The organism is Halopseudomonas maritima (assembly GCF_021545785.1).
Classification (GTDB): domain Bacteria; phylum Pseudomonadota; class Gammaproteobacteria; order Pseudomonadales; family Pseudomonadaceae; genus Halopseudomonas; species Halopseudomonas maritima.
Map to the genome: position 1 here is coordinate 2168962 of NZ_CP079801.1, position 16128 is coordinate 2185089.

15 protein-coding genes, 1 tRNA gene and 1 pseudogene are annotated in these 16128 nt (G+C 60.9%); 11 read left to right on the top strand and 6 right to left on the bottom strand.

What is annotated here, in order from left to right; genetic code table 11:
* Window positions 1–4 precede the first annotated feature (4 nt).
* Window positions 5–928: a hypothetical protein gene (locus HV822_RS09975; RefSeq protein WP_238869844.1), complete on the bottom strand. Its 924-nt coding sequence runs from the start codon at window positions 926–928 to the stop codon at window positions 5–7.
* A gap of 197 nt (window positions 929–1125) precedes the next feature.
* On the opposite strand from HV822_RS09975, the gene HV822_RS09980 reads away from it, so the two are divergent.
* Window positions 1126–1470, top strand: coding sequence for a hypothetical protein (locus tag HV822_RS09980; RefSeq protein WP_238869845.1), 345 nt, complete (start codon window positions 1126–1128; stop codon window positions 1468–1470).
* Window positions 1471–1532: 62 nt separating this feature from the next.
* Here the strand turns inward: HV822_RS09980 and HV822_RS09985 are convergent, their stop codons facing one another.
* The gene (locus HV822_RS09985) at window positions 1533–1835 is read right to left on the bottom strand and encodes an antibiotic biosynthesis monooxygenase family protein (RefSeq protein ID WP_238869846.1); all 303 of its coding nucleotides are present in this window, start codon (window positions 1833–1835) and stop codon (window positions 1533–1535) included.
* Window positions 1836–1994: 159 nt separating this feature from the next.
* Between HV822_RS09985 and HV822_RS09990 the strand changes: the two genes are divergently transcribed.
* From HV822_RS09990 to HV822_RS10010, 5 genes and pseudogenes are all read left to right on the top strand, one after another.
* Window positions 1995–3149, top strand: a complete 1155-nt coding sequence (locus HV822_RS09990; protein ID WP_238869847.1) for a helix-turn-helix transcriptional regulator — start codon at window positions 1995–1997, stop codon at window positions 3147–3149.
* 268 nt (window positions 3150–3417) lie between these two features.
* Window positions 3418–5319: a DUF637 domain-containing protein gene (locus HV822_RS09995; protein ID WP_275419430.1), complete on the top strand. Its 1902-nt coding sequence runs from the start codon at window positions 3418–3420 to the stop codon at window positions 5317–5319.
* Window positions 5247–5492 carry a polymorphic toxin type 50 domain-containing protein gene (locus HV822_RS18215; protein WP_396265154.1) on the top strand — a complete coding sequence of 82 codons (246 nt, stop codon included), beginning with the start codon at window positions 5247–5249 and terminating at the stop codon, window positions 5490–5492. The genes HV822_RS09995 and HV822_RS18215 overlap by 73 nt, the downstream gene beginning before the upstream one ends.
* A gap of 1 nt (window position 5493) precedes the next feature.
* Window positions 5494–5811: a colicin gene (locus HV822_RS10005; RefSeq protein WP_238869848.1), complete on the top strand. Its 318-nt coding sequence runs from the start codon at window positions 5494–5496 to the stop codon at window positions 5809–5811.
* A gap of 407 nt (window positions 5812–6218) precedes the next feature.
* A pseudogene (locus HV822_RS10010) lies at window positions 6219–6746 on the top strand (hemagglutinin repeat-containing protein); the annotation flags it as partial.
* Between the two features lie 348 nt (window positions 6747–7094).
* On the opposite strand, the gene HV822_RS10015 reads toward HV822_RS10010, so the two are convergent.
* Window positions 7095–7171: transfer RNA gene (locus HV822_RS10015), tRNA-Arg, on the bottom strand.
* Window positions 7172–7416: 245 nt separating this feature from the next.
* On the opposite strand from HV822_RS10015, the gene HV822_RS10020 reads away from it, so the two are divergent.
* Window positions 7417–7839 carry a c-type cytochrome gene (locus tag HV822_RS10020; RefSeq protein WP_238869850.1) on the top strand — a complete coding sequence of 141 codons (423 nt, stop codon included), beginning with the start codon at window positions 7417–7419 and terminating at the stop codon, window positions 7837–7839.
* A 53-nt stretch (window positions 7840–7892) separates the two neighbouring features.
* On the opposite strand, the gene rep is transcribed toward HV822_RS10020, so the two are convergent.
* Window positions 7893–9902 (bottom strand): DNA helicase Rep, encoded by a 2010-nt coding sequence (rep, locus tag HV822_RS10025; RefSeq protein WP_238869851.1) that lies wholly within the window; start codon window positions 9900–9902, stop codon window positions 7893–7895.
* Window positions 9903–10236: 334 nt separating this feature from the next.
* Between rep and HV822_RS10030 the strand changes: the two genes are divergently transcribed.
* Window positions 10237–11910 (top strand): putative bifunctional diguanylate cyclase/phosphodiesterase, encoded by a 1674-nt coding sequence (locus HV822_RS10030; RefSeq protein WP_238869852.1) that lies wholly within the window; start codon window positions 10237–10239, stop codon window positions 11908–11910.
* A gap of 172 nt (window positions 11911–12082) precedes the next feature.
* Here HV822_RS10030 and HV822_RS10035 read toward each other — a convergent pair whose 3' ends face one another.
* Together HV822_RS10035 and HV822_RS10040 are read right to left on the bottom strand one after the other, a co-directional pair.
* Window positions 12083–13597 carry a YifB family Mg chelatase-like AAA ATPase gene (locus tag HV822_RS10035; protein WP_238869853.1) on the bottom strand — a complete coding sequence of 505 codons (1515 nt, stop codon included), beginning with the start codon at window positions 13595–13597 and terminating at the stop codon, window positions 12083–12085.
* A gap of 47 nt (window positions 13598–13644) precedes the next feature.
* The gene (locus tag HV822_RS10040; protein ID WP_238869854.1) at window positions 13645–13890 is read right to left on the bottom strand and encodes an accessory factor UbiK family protein; all 246 of its coding nucleotides are present in this window, start codon (window positions 13888–13890) and stop codon (window positions 13645–13647) included.
* Window positions 13891–14192: 302 nt separating this feature from the next.
* Here HV822_RS10040 and HV822_RS10045 point away from each other — a divergent pair, with 302 nt between their 5' ends.
* From HV822_RS10045 to HV822_RS10055, 3 genes are read left to right on the top strand one after another with little or no spacing between them, the layout of a single operon-like run.
* A complete protein-coding gene (locus HV822_RS10045; protein ID WP_238869855.1) occupies window positions 14193–14390 on the top strand; it encodes a hypothetical protein in 198 nt (65 codons plus the stop codon).
* 55 nt (window positions 14391–14445) lie between these two features.
* Window positions 14446–14784 (top strand): P-II family nitrogen regulator, encoded by a 339-nt coding sequence (glnK, locus tag HV822_RS10050; protein ID WP_083725581.1) that lies wholly within the window; start codon window positions 14446–14448, stop codon window positions 14782–14784.
* Between the two features lie 52 nt (window positions 14785–14836).
* Window positions 14837–16087, top strand: a complete 1251-nt coding sequence (locus HV822_RS10055; RefSeq protein ID WP_238869856.1) for an ammonium transporter — start codon at window positions 14837–14839, stop codon at window positions 16085–16087.
* Window positions 16088–16128 lie beyond the last annotated feature (41 nt).

Below are 16128 nucleotides of genomic sequence, written 5' to 3' on the forward strand. Positions count from 1 at the left end.
TGTCTCAGAGCGCGGCGGCCTCTGCCTCGTAGTTGGCGTAGGAGTGCTTGAGGGTGGCGTGATTGAGCAGCATTTCAGCTTTGAGCACCTCGCCGCTGGCGTCATAAATGCGCGACAGCACCCAGTAGGATTCGGTGCGCTTGCTCTCGGACAGGGCAACCACTTCACGGCGGATCAGGTAGTCTTCGCCGACCAGCAACGGGCCGTCGATCATGCGGATTTCCTGGTCTGCGAACAGGCCGATGACCGGTTGTTTGACCGGAAACTCGGCCTCTTTGCTGGTGTATTCGGCCAGTACGCTAACCATCTCGGTCGGGATGATAGCGCGGCCCCAGGGGGAGCTTGCCGGGTCGGAGTACCAGTCACTGTTCTCGGTGATGCCGGCCAGCTTCTGATTCAGCGAGAAGGGGTACAGGTCGCCCATGTGCTGATCCGGGTCCATGCGCACCTTTTCTTCGGCCGCGCCTTTCATGCCGACCTGCAAGTCCGAGAGAATGACCAGCTTCTCCGGCGCCCGCAGCTTGGCCATGCGCTCGTACAGCAGGCTCTCACCGGGTGCTGCGCCCAGGCTGGCGCTGGCTTCCAGCACCGGCGTGCCATCGGCCTTTTCGGCCCAGCAGCGCACGCGGGTCTGGCCCGGCGCCGGGCGCTCGACAAAGGCGCGCACCTGCTCGCCTTCAACCACCATGTTCTGGAAGTGCGACGAGAAGCAGCCGCGCTCAAACCAGGCCTGTCCCCAAATCTCGACCAGCAGCGGAGCGAACTGGCTGAAGTGGGTTGGACCTTCGATTGGGCCGGCACGAAAGCCTAGTTTCTCGGCCATGCTGTCGTCGTGAATGGACGTGTGGCCGCTGTACTGCTGATCGGCCAGCATCTGCTTGGGCTCGCGCAGCGGGCCGCAGAGGTAAAGAGGGGTATCGAAGCTCATGAGTGGTGTCCCTGCTGGTGGTAATCGCTGAATCAACGAGTTTAGGCAGGTCGGGCGAAGCTCGGCAAACCCGCTGTGGACTGCTATTCATGGGGGTTATAGAGGCTGACCGGCTGGTCACGCAGCGGCTGGGGCAAGCCATGTATCATGGTGATAGCGTCGACCGGCGGCGCGGACTCAAACGGGGAGCATTGATAATGAATCGACGGTTGGCAGCCTTGGCGGCGGTGTGCCTGTTACTGGTGGCCTGTGGCGGCCATAATTTTGAGGGCGTTTATGAAAGCCGGGCCGGCTCTGACAACGACCTGCTGGCGGCTTTTGCTGAGCTGGCCGGCGGCGGGCGTATCGAGATAGGCGCGGATTACATCGAGAGTCAGGGTAAGCGCACCACCTTCGATGATATTTTCGAGCGCGAGTCGGCGGGCGAGCGTTATCTGGTATTCAAGCGCGGCGAGACCGAGGAGGTCTGGCGCATTGTCGATGCCAACACGCTGATGCAGGGTAATGCGCTGGTTAATATCAAGCTGGTGCGAGTGCCCTAACGATGCCCGGTCAGGCTGACGTAGCCCCTCCGCTGAGGGCGCCGCACCGTCTGGCTACCGTTTTACAGCGCGACCTCAAAACACTCCAGCTGCGGCGGACCGAGGTAGATTTCACGACGGCTGCCGGCGTTGGCGTGGGCGGCACGGAAGGCCTCGGAGCGCGTCCAGTCCTCGAAGGCGCTGCGCGACGCCCAAGTCGCGTGGGAGGCAAACAGGGTGTACTCCTCGGTGCTTGGCCCCTGTAGCAGGTTGAAGTTCTTGAACCCCGGCACGCTGGCCAGCAGGCTGTCGCGGTTCTTCCAGATGTCGATAAAGTCCTGCTCGTGGCCTGGCTTGATCTTAAAGCGGTTCATTGCGATGAACATGGTCTGGCTCCAGCGTTGGTCATAAACGAGCGCCATTATGTGTGCCGGCGAGGCTGGCCGGTCAACCGGCCGCAGCTGCGCTGATGGTAACCCGCCGCCGCCCAGTGAATAATGGCTGCGTCGCTGGGCCAATGCCCGAAGTAGCAAAAGGAACCCTGTATGGCGAGTCAGCAATCCGCCCAACCCGCACCAGTTCTGAGCGCCCAGGCGCTGGAGGCCTACAACAAGCTGGTCAGCACGCTGTATCGTTGCCTGCAGGATAGTGCCGGCTTCGCACCTTTTTTTCACGCCTTTCAACAGCAGTTCAAGGCCTTGCAGGGCGGTATTCTGGGCGTCTCGCAGCAATCCCGGCGACTGATCTACGGTTGGACCTTTGGCTACCCCGATGGCTTTGAAGAGTGGTACATGAACAGCGACCTGCCCGAGCGCGATGAGGCTCTCATCCGCTATCAGAGTCTGCCGCCGCGCCAGTTCGACTCCTTTATGCGCGGCCGCAACGAGGGCAGCATTCTTGACTTGCTGGCGCCGGAAAGCAGGGCCTGGGCAGAGGGTGTGGGCATGGGCGACAGCGCCGGCATGCTGATTTGCCGCGACGCCAGCAGCAGCGTGGTCTTCGTCGCCAACCGACACAGGGACTACGGGCCCTACACCGAGACCGACCTGTTGCAGATGAACCTGCTGGCGCCGCACATTGAAAATGCCGTTGCTTTGTATCTGAAGCTGTATCAATCGAGCAACGACAATGAAAACCTGGCATTGGCCCTTAACCATGTGAAAAAGCCACTGGTGGTGTTCAATGCCCTGGGCAACGTCGCCCAGGCCAATGACGCCGCGCGAGACCTGCTGGCGCGCAGCGGTGAGCTCTACATTGCGGATGACCACCGCCTGCACTGCCGCGAAGCGCAGATGAGCCGCAAGGTGGCCAATGCGATCAGCACCAGCATCGTGCACTCGCATCAGGGCAAGCTGGAAACCCGCACGCTCTTCATTCAAACCGCTGCCGAGCGCCTTGCCTTGTGTTTGACCCCGCTGGTGGCCGAGCGCGCGGAGAACAACGGCGTACTCGCCGAGCTGTTCAGCTTTACCGATCAGCAAGCCCCCGACCTTGCCCGCCTGCAGAGCTTGTTCGACTGCACCCGGGCTGAGGCTGGCATCGCCGGCGACCTAGTCCAGGGCCTTAGCGCCAGCGACATCGCCGAGCGTCGCCACATCTCCGTCCACACCGCCCGCCAGCACATCAAAAACCTGCTTGGCAAAAACGGCTACCGCAAGCAGACCGAACTGGTCTCAATGCTGGTGCGAGCGCTGGGATAAATCGCGCTGAATGTGACCCATGTCGCGTCTGCTGATAAAAATAGCCGGACATGGCGTCACGAACAGGAACAGTATTCGCGCTTGAGTTTTAAGGTTCGGTGCTAAACCCCTTTTGTAGCTATGGCGTCAGGGGGCATGGCACAGACCTGCTCATTCGCCCCAGGAAGCACGACCGACATGACGCCATTGGCCGTATGCCCTAGCCATTAGTTGTTGCGGGTTTTCCGGGAAACATAAGTCCCCGGAGCCCGGCAGCCACTTGGCGCTGGTGTCAGCGGAAAACCTCGACCACTACTTCTACGAAAGACGGTCCGAAGGCTCCTTCGGGCGCAAATCGTTTCGTAGCGACACCGTCACCCGCGTAACCCAGCAGGGCACCGAGATCGAAACCGGCGGCGACCTCACGCTGGTCAGCGGCAGCGACCAGCTGCACCAGGCCAGCCAGCTCACCAGTGGCGCCGACCTCACGCTCAGTAGCGGCGGCAGCGTCGTCTTTGAAGGCGTGCTGGACCTGCACCAGGAGTCCCACGAGAAGAGCAAGAGCAGCTGGGCCTGGCAATCGGCCAAAGGCCAGGGCAATACCGACCAGACCCTGATCCAGAGCCAACTGCAGGCCCAGGGCGAGTTGATCATCCGCGCCGCCGAAGGCGTGCAGATCGATGTTCGCGAGATCCACCAGCAGACCGTCAGCCAGACCATCGACGCCATGGTCGCCGCCGAGCCCGGCCTGGCCTGGCTCAAGGAAATGGAAGTCCGCGGCGACGTGGACTGGCGCCACGTCAAGGAAGTACACGACAGCTTCAGCTACAGCCACTCCGGGCTGGGCGCTGGTGCGCAATTGGTGATTGCCATTGTAGTGGCAGCCATGGTCGGCCCAGGCGCCAGCGCCCTGGCAGGCGGGGGTACAGCCGGGGCGGTAACCGGCGCCGTCGCCACCAGCGCCGCCACCAATGCGGTCGTCAGCACCGTCAACAATCGCGGAGACCTGGGGGCTGTATTTGACGACATTACCTCCAGCGACGCCGTGAAAGGCTATGTCGTGGCCGGCGCCACGGCGGGTCTCACCGCTGGCGTATACGACAACCTGCTGGGGACCAAGACAAACCCTGTTACCGGACAGGTAGTTGTTGACTTGAGCACGGTAGAAGGGGTTGGCCGCTTTGCTGCCAATCAGGCACTGCAAGGGACTACCAGTACCGCGCTGTACCGCGCCCTGGGCGAAGACAGCGATTTTAGTCAGGTACTGGGTAACGCCCTGGTCAACACCTTTGCCGCCTACGGTTTCAATCTGGTGGGTGATCTGGGCGATCGCTACCAGCTGCCCAGCGGCAGTGCCGAGAAAGTAGTACTGCACGCCCTGATGGGCGGCCTGGCCGCTGAAGCTTATGGCGGCGACTTTGCCAGTGGCGCGCTGGTGGCCGGCGTCAATGAACTGGTGGTTGCCGACCTGAATGCGCAGTTTGCCGGTCTGCCTGACGATCAGCGCGAGGCGCTGCTGGTCATGAATGCGCAACTGCTGGGTGTTCTGACTGCAGCACTACAGAACCCTGATGGAGATGTGGAACAGTTAGAGATCGGCTCCTCGATAGCGCGTAACGCCGTTCAATACAACCACGAATTGCATGAAGCACGTGCAGCCAGCTTTGCGGAGGGAGCAATCGATCTTTGTAAGCAGCGGCCTGATATCTGCCCCGCTGGTTCCCAGAGTGTGACGCAAGAGGAATTGGTTGAAGCGTTGCAGGTTATCGCTGCCCATGGTGAAGGCATGGAGGTGGTCGACCCCCAAGCAATGGCTTTGGCGAGTCATGTGCTAACCCTGTTTGGCAGTACCTCTGAAACGCTCTTCACACCAACTGAGTCAGAGCAAGCTCGGATCGATAGCATCGAGACGGCAGAGTGGATACTGGCCGTAGGTAGCGCTGTAGGTACGACTGCTGCGGTAGCACGTAATGTGTTGACTGCTGGACCAGGAAAGTTAACCTCTTGGTTTTCTGGCCTAATGGGTAGAAGCGGCGATGACGTGGTGGGTGGGCAAATAGACTGCCGGTTCCGAGTGACCTACCTTTTAATATCCATGCTGGTCAGCAAGGGAAGCACATTAGAGGGCATAATAATTTTGAGGAGGGGCGTAGCTATTTCAATGATGGCATCGATCCAGCTGAGCTTTTAAGCGGAGTCCACAGCGGCAAATATCCTGTTGTTGGTGCTGGCGCTCCTGGTAACCCAATCGTGGATTTTGGAAGGCCGATAGGCGTCGATGGTAGAACAGGGTTGTCTGTCACCAGGGGGAAAATCCATTATGGAAAAAACGGTGCCCATATTGTTCCAGATATGAGGAATTGAGATGTTATTCGCTATGCAGCTTCCGGACTGGCTAGTGGCATGCTTCCGCATTGCGTTACTCGGGGAAGTTTATCCTGATATCAGAGCTATTGCCGTTGGATATAATGACCGCGGTTTCGTACTGATCCGCTACTATATTGATCGTGAGCCAACAGATTTTGATTTTGAGAGTCTAGAGGTGGTGGCTACAAACTTAGACGCGTTGGGTGGGAAAGGGCAGCCTGTCAATAAAATTGATATCCAATGTGTGCGTGCGCTGGGCGCTAAGCGAGATTTAGAGCCGCTTAGCGGATTTATATATTCCCGGCGAGAGTACTGAGTTGGTACATAAGACGGACTGCAGGTTGGTCAGGCCTTGCTTTTCTCCTGCCCAGCACTAGGTGATTGCGCGTTGCTGAACGGGCGGCCATGGGGTTTTGCCATTTGCCTTTTTCGGACTTGCACTACTCTTGGGTAAATCGGATTTTCAGCGGGGCAAAAGGCAAGACCTGACCCCGAGTCTCGCGAGATTGCAGGGTCAGGTCTTGCTTTTTGCCTTCCTAGCGGCAACAAAAGTGGGCTCGGATAGAGCTTCTGGCACAGGCCTGACCTGACTCTTCTTACACCCTGATAGCCGGCGGCGACCTCACCGCCGTCGCCAGCCGCATCGAGGCCGCGCAGCAAGCCTATCTGGTTGCCGGCAGCCAGTTGGCCCTGGTGGCGGCAGAGAACCTTGATCACCACTTCTACGAGAAAAAGTCCGAAGGCTCCTTCGGGCGCAAATCGTTTCGTAGCGACACCGTCACCCGCGTAACCCAGCAGGGCACCGAGATCGAAACCGGCGGCGACCTCACGCTGGTCAGCGGCAGCGACCAGTTGCACCAGGCCAGCCAGCTCACCAGCGGCGCCGACCTCACGCTCAGTAGCGGCGGCAGTGTGGTGTTTGAAGGCGTGCTGGATCTGCACCAGGAGTCCCACGAGAAGAGCAAGAGCAGCTGGGCTTGGCAATCGGCCAAAGGCCAAGGCAATACCGACCAGACCCTGATCCAGAGCCAACTGCAGGCCCAGGGCGAGTTGATCATCCGCGCCGCCGAAGGCGTACAGATCGATGTCCGCGAGATCAACCAGCAGACCGTCAGCCAGACCATCGACGCCATGGTCGCCGCCGAGCCCGGCCTGGCCTAGCTTAAGGAAATGGAAGCCCGCGGCGACGTGGACTGGCGCCACGTCAAGGAAATACACGACAGCTTCAGCTACAGCCACTCCGGGCTGGGCGCCGCGTAGTTGGTGATTGTCATTGTGGTGGCAGCCACGGTCGGGCGGGGTGCCGGCACCACCGCGGTTGTCAGCTCCGTCAACAATTGCGGAGGCTTGCGTACATTACTTCAAGGGACGTGGAGCCCGCTCCAGTGGACTGTGCGGAGCAGAAGGCGCGCTGTCGCTTTGGGGCGGTGGGCGAGACAGGGTTGGCTGCAAGTCGCCGTCGTGAGTCTTGGGGCGTTACTCCGTCGCTTTGCTCCGCCCCAACCGCGTTGCGACTGGCCGAACGACAGGTTCGAATCGGCCATCCGGCACACCATACAAAGCAAAAGGCCCAGCGGGTGCTGGGCCTTTTGCTTTGTATGGCGCACCCGACAGGATTCGAACCTGTGACCCCCGCCTTCGGAGGGCGGTACTCTATCCAGCTGAGCTACGGGTGCGTAATGTGGCTGCGCTCAATGCGACCAATGGCCGCGGCCCGTCAGCTGGTGGCTGGCATGGGCTGCGCTGCAGCGCGGCAATGATACGCACTGCGGGCCTCTGCGTCCATGCCTGCTAGCCGATTCATTGGCCTGCGCACGCCGCATGACACTTTGTCGGGTGTGGGTTTATCGGTATACTCGCGCTCATTGTCCGGGCAATGCACTTGGGCGCAATACTTATAGCCATGATGAGGATGCACAAGGTGATGACTTTGAAGAAGATTCTGCTGGCCTCGGCGGCCATGCTGGCGGTGGTTGCCGGTAACGCTTTCGCGGCAACAGCGAACGAAGAGGCCATCGCTGAACGTCTGCAGCCCTACGGTACCGTCTGCCTGGTGGGTGACCCCTGCGCTGACGAGGTAGCCGGTGGCGGCGGTGCAGCGTCCGGCCCGCGTTCTGGTGCCGATATTGTTGGCAAGTTCTGCTCTGCCTGTCACGGCACCGGTGTTTTGGGTGCGCCCAAGGCTGGTGATACCGCTGCCTGGAGTGCGCGCCACGGTGGTGACCTGGACGAGCTGCTGAAAAACGCTATCGCTGGTCTGAACGCCATGCCGCCGAAAGGTACCTGCGGTGACTGCTCCGATGAAGAGCTGATGGCGGCGATCAAGGAAATGTCCGGTCTCTGATCTGACGTTCCGCGCTGTACTAAACGCCCCGCCCTGTGCGGGGCGTTTTGTTTTCAGCTGCCTTTGAGCATATCCCGCAGGTTGGACAGCGCAGCCTTGCCGCGGGCCTGTTTCTGTTCCACCGGGGCTTCTTCGCTGCCTTCCCACTCCAGGTCCTCCGGCGGGATTTCATCCAGGAAGCGGCTGGGCGCGCAGTCGATAATTTCACCAAACTGCCGGCGTTTGGCGGCAAAGGTGAAGGCCAGGGTCTTGCGGGCGCGAGTGATGCCTACGTAGGCGAGGCGGCGCTCTTCCTCGACGCTGTCGGCTTCGATGCTGGAACGGTGGGGCAGAATCTCTTCTTCCATGCCCATGATGAACACGTGCGGATACTCCAGGCCCTTGGAGGCGTGCAGGGTCATCAGCTGAACCCGGTCGGAGTCCTCTTCCTCTTCCTGACGTTCGAGCATGTCGCGCAGAACCAGTTTGGCGATGGCGTCTTCGATGTTGCTTTCGCCGCTCTCGTCCTTTTCCAAGATGCTCTTGATCGAGTCGAGCAGGAACCAGACGTTGCCCATGCGCTTGGCGGCGATCTCGTCGCTGGAGCAGTTCTGGCGAATCCAGTTTTCGTAGTCCAGATCGAGCACCATGCGCCGCAGGCTCTCCATCGGGTCGCCTTCGTAGCACTGCTTGCGTACGCCATCGAGCCAGGAGATGAAACGCTGCAGCTTCTCGGTGTGGCGCGCATCCATGCGCTCGCCCAGACCGATCTCGGTGCAGGCCTGATACATGGTGATCTGACGCTCGTTGGCGTAGGTGCCGAGCTTTTCCAGCGTGGCGGGGCCAATCTCGCGGCGCGGTACGTTGATTACCCGCAGCAGCGCGTTGTCGTCGTCCGGGTTGACCAGCAGGCGCAGGTAAGACATCAGGTCTTTGACCTCTTGCCGGCTGAAAAAGCTGGTGCCGCCCGACAGGTGATAAGGGATCTGGTGATGCTGCAGTTTCAGTTCGATCAGCCGCGCCTGGTGGTTGCCGCGATAGAGGATGGCAAAGTCGCGCCAGGCACGTTTGTGCTGGTGGTGCTGATTCTGAATTTCGACCGCCACGCGCTCGGCTTCGGCTTCTTCATTGCGGCAACGGATCACGCGCAGCGGCTCGCCGTAGCCCAGCTCACTCCACAGCTGTTTTTCGAACACGTGGGGGTTGTTGGCGATCAGGGTGTTGGCGGCGCGCAGGATGCGGCTGGTGGAGCGGTAGTTCTGCTCCAGCATGACCACCTTCAGATGCGGAAAGTCTTCCTTGAGCAGCGCCAGGTTCTCCGGGCGCGCGCCGCGCCAGGCGTAGATCGACTGGTCGTCGTCGCCCACCACGGTAAAGCGTGCCTGGGTGCCGACCAGCATTTTGACCAGCAGGTACTGACTGGCGTTGGTGTCCTGGTATTCATCCACCAGCATGTAGCGAATGCGAAACTGCCATTTCTCCAGCACATCCGGGTTGTCGCGAAACAGCACCACCGGGATCAGGATCAGGTCGTCAAAGTCCACTGCGTTGTAGGCCTTGAGCGTGCGCTGGTAGTGCATGTAGACGCTGGCGGCGGTCTGCTCCTGCGGGGTTTTGGCCTGGGCCAGGGCTTCGTCCGGCAGGATCAGGTCGTTCTTCCAGTTGGAGATTTGCGCCTGGATGCCCTCAATGCCGTCTTCGGCGCCGTAATCCTTGTGCATCAGGTCGGTGATCAGCGCGGTAGCGTCCTGCTGGTCGAAGATCGAGAAACCGGGCTTGTAGCCCAGGCGCTGATGTTCCTTGCGGATGATGTTCAGGCCCAGGTTGTGGAAGGTCGAAACGGTCAGGCCACGAGCGTCGGGGCCGCGCAGCAGCTGGCCGACCCGCTCTTTCATCTCGCGCGCGGCCTTGTTGGTGAAGGTCACGGCAATGATGTGCTGGGCGCGAATGCCGCACTCTTTCACCAGGTAGGCGATCTTGCGGGTGATTACGCTGGTCTTGCCGCTGCCTGCCCCGGCCAGCACCAGCAGCGGTCCGCTGATGTACTCGACGGCTTCCTGTTGGCGAGGGTTGAGGCGTGACACGGCAGCAATTCTCCGGGGTAAGATGGGCGGCAAATGGTAGCAGTTTCGCCCCCTGTCCGGGTGATGGCCATCTGCGATGCTTGGTTATTGCGGCGATATTCGCTATAACTTGCTTCACAAAAGTGCTGTAGATGCTTAAATTTTAAAGATTCTTTATTGGCAGGTGCTTCACGGTCTGCCGGTCGTATCCTCGGCTTGATGTCGACCGGGCCAAAGAACCCCCGGCAAATCAAGCAGATAGCTGCATAGTGGCTGTGCGGATAGGACTGTGAAGCTAGTTCCGCCCCAGGGGAGATCGCCTTTGAGCGATGACAGACCAACACAGCGAGTTGTTTTGCTGGACACCGATCACGGCGCCTATGTGCAACTGTGCCGTCGGTTGGCCGTTGTTGGTCGTTTGCCCTTCAGCCTGGAGCGCGTCCAGGACTGGCACCAACTGCAAACCCTGATAAACGACGGTGAAGTACAGGCCGTGTTGGCGCGTTCAGACAGCCTGTCGCTGCTGCATGACTGTGATGTGCCGGTTATCCATCTTGCCGGCGAGCCTGATTTTTCTTCCCTTGGCCATGGCCTCAACGACACCCTCTGGGATCAATCCTCGGCCAGCGAGATCATTCGCTGCTGCCAGTACGCGATGGAGCGTCACCGCCTGCGCGGCGCACTGGACCGCGCAGCCAGCTATGACCCGCTGACTGGCACCTGCAATCGCCAGATGCTGCAGGATCGGCTCAAGCAGGGCATGCGCCGGGCACTGCGCAGCAACCAGCCGCTAGCGGTGCTCTGTGTCGATATCGACAACTTCCGTCACGTCAATGACAGCCTTGGGCACAGCGCCGGTGACGCCATCATCTGCGAGGTGGTGGACCGCCTGCGTGGCGTGCTGCGCAATACCGATACGATTGGCCGCATGGGCAGCGATGAGTTTGCCCTGGTGATCGAGGATTACTCCTCCTCCAGCAACCTGCTGCAGATTGCGCAAAAGATTATCAGCGAGCTGGCCGAGCCCTTTACGGTCAACAACGAAGACTTGCTGCTGGGTTGCAGCGTGGGTATCGCTACCTACCCCGAAGGCGGGCAGACGGTGGACAGCCTGCTGCTGCACGCCAATCTGGCGATGCTGCAGGCCAAGGGGCAGCGCGGTTGCAGTTTTCACTTCTACGACGAGCGTATCAACCTGCAGGCGCACAGCCTGATCGAGTTTGAGGCGTCATTGCGCCAGGCCCTGCGCCGCAACGAGTTTGAGTTGCACTATCAGCCGCGGGTGGATCTGGGCAGCGGGAAGATTGTCGGCCTGGAAGGGCTGATTCGTTGGCGACACCCCGAGCGCGGCCTGCTGGGGCCGGGCGAGTTTATTCCGCTGGCCGAGGAAACGGGCCTGATCGTGCCGATGGGTTACTGGGTGATTGCCCGCGCCTGCCATGATTTGACCCGCATGCAAAAGCGCGGCATGGCGCCGGTGCATGTGGCGGTCAATATGTCGTTTCGGCAGTTCCAGGACAGCCGGCTGCTGTCGACGGTAAAGCGCTTGGTGGAGCGCACCGGTATTGATCCGCACTGGCTGGAGTTTGAGCTGACCGAAACCGCGGTGATGCAGCAGCCCGAGCAGGTGCTGATGACCATGGAAGGCATGACCGGCCTGGGCCTGCGTTTTTCACTGGATGACTTCGGTACCGGCTTCTCCTCCTTTGTGCATCTGCATAGCCTGCCGATCAACCTGCTGAAGATCGACCGTGGCTTCGTCAAGGCAATCGCCCAGCGCCCGGCGGATCGCCAACTGGTCGGCGCGATGATCGAGATGGGTCACAGCCTGGGGCTGGAGGTGGTGGCCGAGGGCGTCGAGCAGCGCGAGCAGCTGGATATCCTGCGCAGTCTGGGCTGTGATCAGGTGCAGGGCTTCTTCATCAGCCCGGCGCTGCCGTTCGATGAGCTGTGCTACTTCATGGATGCCTACCAGGTCGGTCGTGACGAGCCTCGGCCGCCCAGCGGCGTGGTCTCGCTGCTGTCCTGATTTGCCGGGCGGCGACTGGCGCCGCCCGATCTCTGATTCCCGCCGTGCTGTGTGTCAGCTCAGACGTTGACGGCCTGCCGCAGACCGTAGCCTGAACGTTGCTGACTGTGCGGCCTATCCGCCGCTTCCGCCCAGGTCACTGGCACGGCTGGCTGAGCAGACAGCTTGAGTATCAGGCCGACCTCTGCGGCTGACGGTCCAACTGCCGGTACTGCAGTGCCTCGGCCAGGTGCGCGCGTTCGATGCGCGATACGCCTGCCAGGTCAGCCAGGGTGCGGGCCACCTTGAGCACGCGGTGGCTGGCGCGCCGCGATAGTCCCAGGCGCTCGACCGCCTGCTCCAGCCAGGCACCGTCTGCATCGCTCAGTGCGCATTGCTGCTGCAGGGCGGACAGATCCAGATGGGCGTTCAGGCACTGCTGGCGCTGTTGCTGCCGTAGCCTCGCGGCGGCTACCTGAGCGGCGGCGGTGGCGGTGTCTGGTTTACCCCGCTCGGTCTGTCCGGTCAGTTTGAAGGGCTCGTTGCGCATCGCCAGGTGCAGGTCAATGCGATCGAGCAAGGGGCCGGACAGCTTGCTGCGATAGCGTTGAATCTGCTCCGGGGTGCAACGGCAACGCGCCGACGGATCACCCTGATAGCCGCAGGGGCAGGGGTTCATCGCCGCCACCAGCTGAAAGCGCGCCGGAAAGCGCAGCTGCTCGCGGGCGCGGGCGATGTGGATACTGCCGGACTCCAGTGGCTCGCGCAGCATCTCCAGCACCTTGCGATCAAACTCCGGCAACTCGTCCAGAAACAGCACGCCGTTGTGCGCCTGGCTGATCTCGCCCGGACGGGGCTGGCTGCCGCCGCCAACCAGCGCGGCAGCGGATGCACCGTGGTGGGGCGCGCGAAACGGCCGTCCCGGCCAGGCCAGCAACGGACTGCGCTCGCAGACCGATTGAATCGCCGCGACTTCCAGTGCTTCGTGCTCCTGCAGTGGCGGCAGAATGCCCGGCAGGCGGCTGGCCAGCAGGGTTTTGCCGGTGCCGGGCGGCCCGAAAAGCAGCACATTGTGGCCGCCAGCAGCGGCAACGATCAGTGCGCGTTTGGCTTGCTCCTGACCCTGCACGTCGGCCAGCTCGGCCACTGGCGGAGGTGACGCTGGTGTTACTGCGGGCAGCGGCGCTAGTGCCTCCTCGCCGCGCAGGTGGGCGCATAGCGCCAGCAGGTGTTCGGCGGCGATCAGCTCCACGCCGTCGACCAGCGCGGCTTCTGCTGCATTGGCCCGGGGCAAAATCAGTCGGCGTCCAGCGTTGCGGCAGGCTAGCGCCACCGGCAGTACACCCTGCACGGGGCGCAGCTCACCCGATAGCGCCAGTTCGCCAATGCACTCACACCCCTCCAGCGCAGCGACGGGAATCTGTCCGCTGGCCGCCAGCAGCCCGAGGGCAATGGCCAGGTCAAAGCGGCCGCCTTCTTTGGGCAGGTCGGCGGGGGCCAGGCTAATGGTAATGCGACGACTGCCGGGAAACTCCAGCTGGGCGTTCTGCAGGGCGCTGCGGACACGGTCCTTGCTTTCGCGCACGGCGGTTTCAGGCAGCCCGACCAGGGTCAGGCTGGGCATGCCGTTGGCCAGATGGACTTCAACGCTGACGGCGGGGGCGTCGATACCCAGGCGGGCACGACTATGGACGATAGCCAGGGACATGATCACTCCATGATCAGTGTGGCCTGATACTGCCGAGGGTCAGGCGGTTATTGCGATTGGGCTTCCAGTTCGCTGACGCGCTGCTCCAGCGCTTCGAGTCGCTCGCGGGTGCGCATCAGCACCGCTTGCTGGGTCTCAAACTCATCCCGGCTGACCACATCCAGTTTGGACAGGGCGCTTTGCAGCAAGGTCTTGAGGTGCTTTTCGACCTCAGGGCCGGGCAGGCCACCCTCGTTCAACAGCAGGCGTGAGGCCTGGGCGCTGAGGGTATCAATCACCAGTTTGTGCAGCATGGGCGGGTCTCTGCGGGCAAGGTCAATGGCCGGCCAGTGTAACACGCAAGAAGCGCCGCGCCGCACTTGTGCGTCCTTTGTGCACGCGCACTACGGCCGTGCACTATGCTGGTGCATGAGGCGGCTGCTGCTTTCTGGCTGGTTTTACCGGTTTTTCCTAAGTTATTGAAGTTTAAATAAAAACCTAAATTGGCAGACTTTCTGCAATGCATGCTGCAGCTGAATCCGGCGGCGCATCCCATATCGGGGCACGCGGTCGGCGCACAGCCAGAATCGTGAGCGATCACATCGGGAGCACAATAATGAAGCGATTGACCCTGACAGGTTTGACCCACGCCGCGCTGCTGGTCAGCGACGACACCCGGGCGCTGTCAGCGGGGGCAGGGACGCGGTGGGTCTCTGCCGGTGTCGAGAAGGGTGCGCCGGCATGTGCAGGGCGTGTCGGCGATTCTGACGATTGCGACAGCACTTTTGGTTTGTCCGTTTCTAAAAGCCTCTAACTCGGCATAGACTTGTGCTGTCCCCCAGGGCAGTCCATTACACGGGAGTAGCAAAATGAAACTAGTAACGGCGGTAATCAAGCCTTTCAAGCTGGACGACGTGCGTGAGGCACTGTCCGAGATCGGCGTGCAGGGCATCACCGTAACCGAGGTCAAGGGTTTTGGCCGTCAGAAGGGTCACACCGAGTTGTACCGTGGCGCTGAATACGTTGTCGACTTCCTGCCCAAGGTCAAGATCGATGTCGCCATCGCTGATGACATGCTGGATCGCGTCATCGAGTCCATTACCAAGGCAGCCAACACCGGCAAGATCGGTGACGGCAAGATCTTTGTGGTGGCGCTGGAGCAAGCCATCCGTATCCGTACCGGCGAAACCGGCACTGACGCCATCTGACCACAGGTCGTTTTTCAGACTGCAGTAAACAAGCCTATATGGGGGGCTTAAAATGGAAGACATCGTACAAATCAAGTACGCGCTTGATACCTTTTACTTTCTGGTCTGTGGTGCGCTGGTCATGTGGATGGCGGCAGGTTTCGCCATGCTCGAAGCCGGTCTGGTCCGCGCCAAGAACACCACAGAAATCCTCACCAAGAACGTCGCACTGTTTGCGATTGCCTGCACCATGTACCTGCTGGTCGGCTACCACATCATGTACTCCAGCCCGGAAGGCGGTATCTTCCCGAGCTTTGGCGTGCTGATCGGTGCCGAAAACACCGTTGAAGACGTGCTCGCCGGTGGCGACGACGCACCGTACTACTCGGTCGCTTCGGACTTCTTTTTCCAGGTGGTGTTCGTGGCTACCGCGATGTCCATTGTCTCTGGCGCGGTTGCCGAGCGCATGAAGCTGTTCGCGTTCCTGGTCTTCGCCGTGATCATGACTGGCTTCATCTACCCAATCCAGGGCTTCTGGAAATGGGGCGGTGGCTTCCTGAACGAAGCTGGTTTCCTGGATTTTGCCGGCTCCGGTGTGGTTCACATGACCGGTGCTACTGCTGCTCTGGCTGGTGTGCTGCTGCTGGGCGCGCGTAAGGGCAAGTACGGCGCCAACGGCCAGATCAACGCTATCCCAGGTGCCAACCTGCCGCTGGCTACTCTGGGTATGTTCATCCTGTGGCTGGGCTGGTTCGGCTTCAACGGTGGCTCGCAGCTGGTTGTGTCCAACATCTCCGATGCCAACGCGGTTGCTCAGATTTTCGTCAACACCAACGCTGCTGCTGCGGGTGGTCTGATCGCTGGTCTGGTTGTGGCCCGCATCCTGTTCGGCAAGGCTGACCTGACCATGGCTCTGAACGGCGCCCTGGCTGGCCTGGTTGCCATCACTGCTGAACCGCTGACGCCGAGCGGCCTGCAAGCCACCCTGATCGGTGCTGTTGGCGGCGTGATCGTAGTCTTCTCTGTCCTGGCTCTGGACAAGCTGAAGATCGACGATCCGGTTGGTGCCATCTCCGTGCACGGTGTCGTAGGTATCTGGGGTCTGCTGGCGGTATGTCTGACCAACAGCGATGCCTCCTTCGCTGCTCAGCTGATGGGTATCGTGGTGATCTTCCTGTGGGTGTTCATCGCCAGCCTGATCGTCTGGAGCATCATCAAACTGGTGATGGGCCTGCGCGTCAGCGAAGAGGAAGAGTACGAAGGTGTGGATATTTCCGAGTGCGGTATGGAAGCTTATCCGGAGTTCACCAGCAGCAAGAAGTAATCGCTGACTGAGAACGCGTAACACCAGACGGGGCGCCCAGT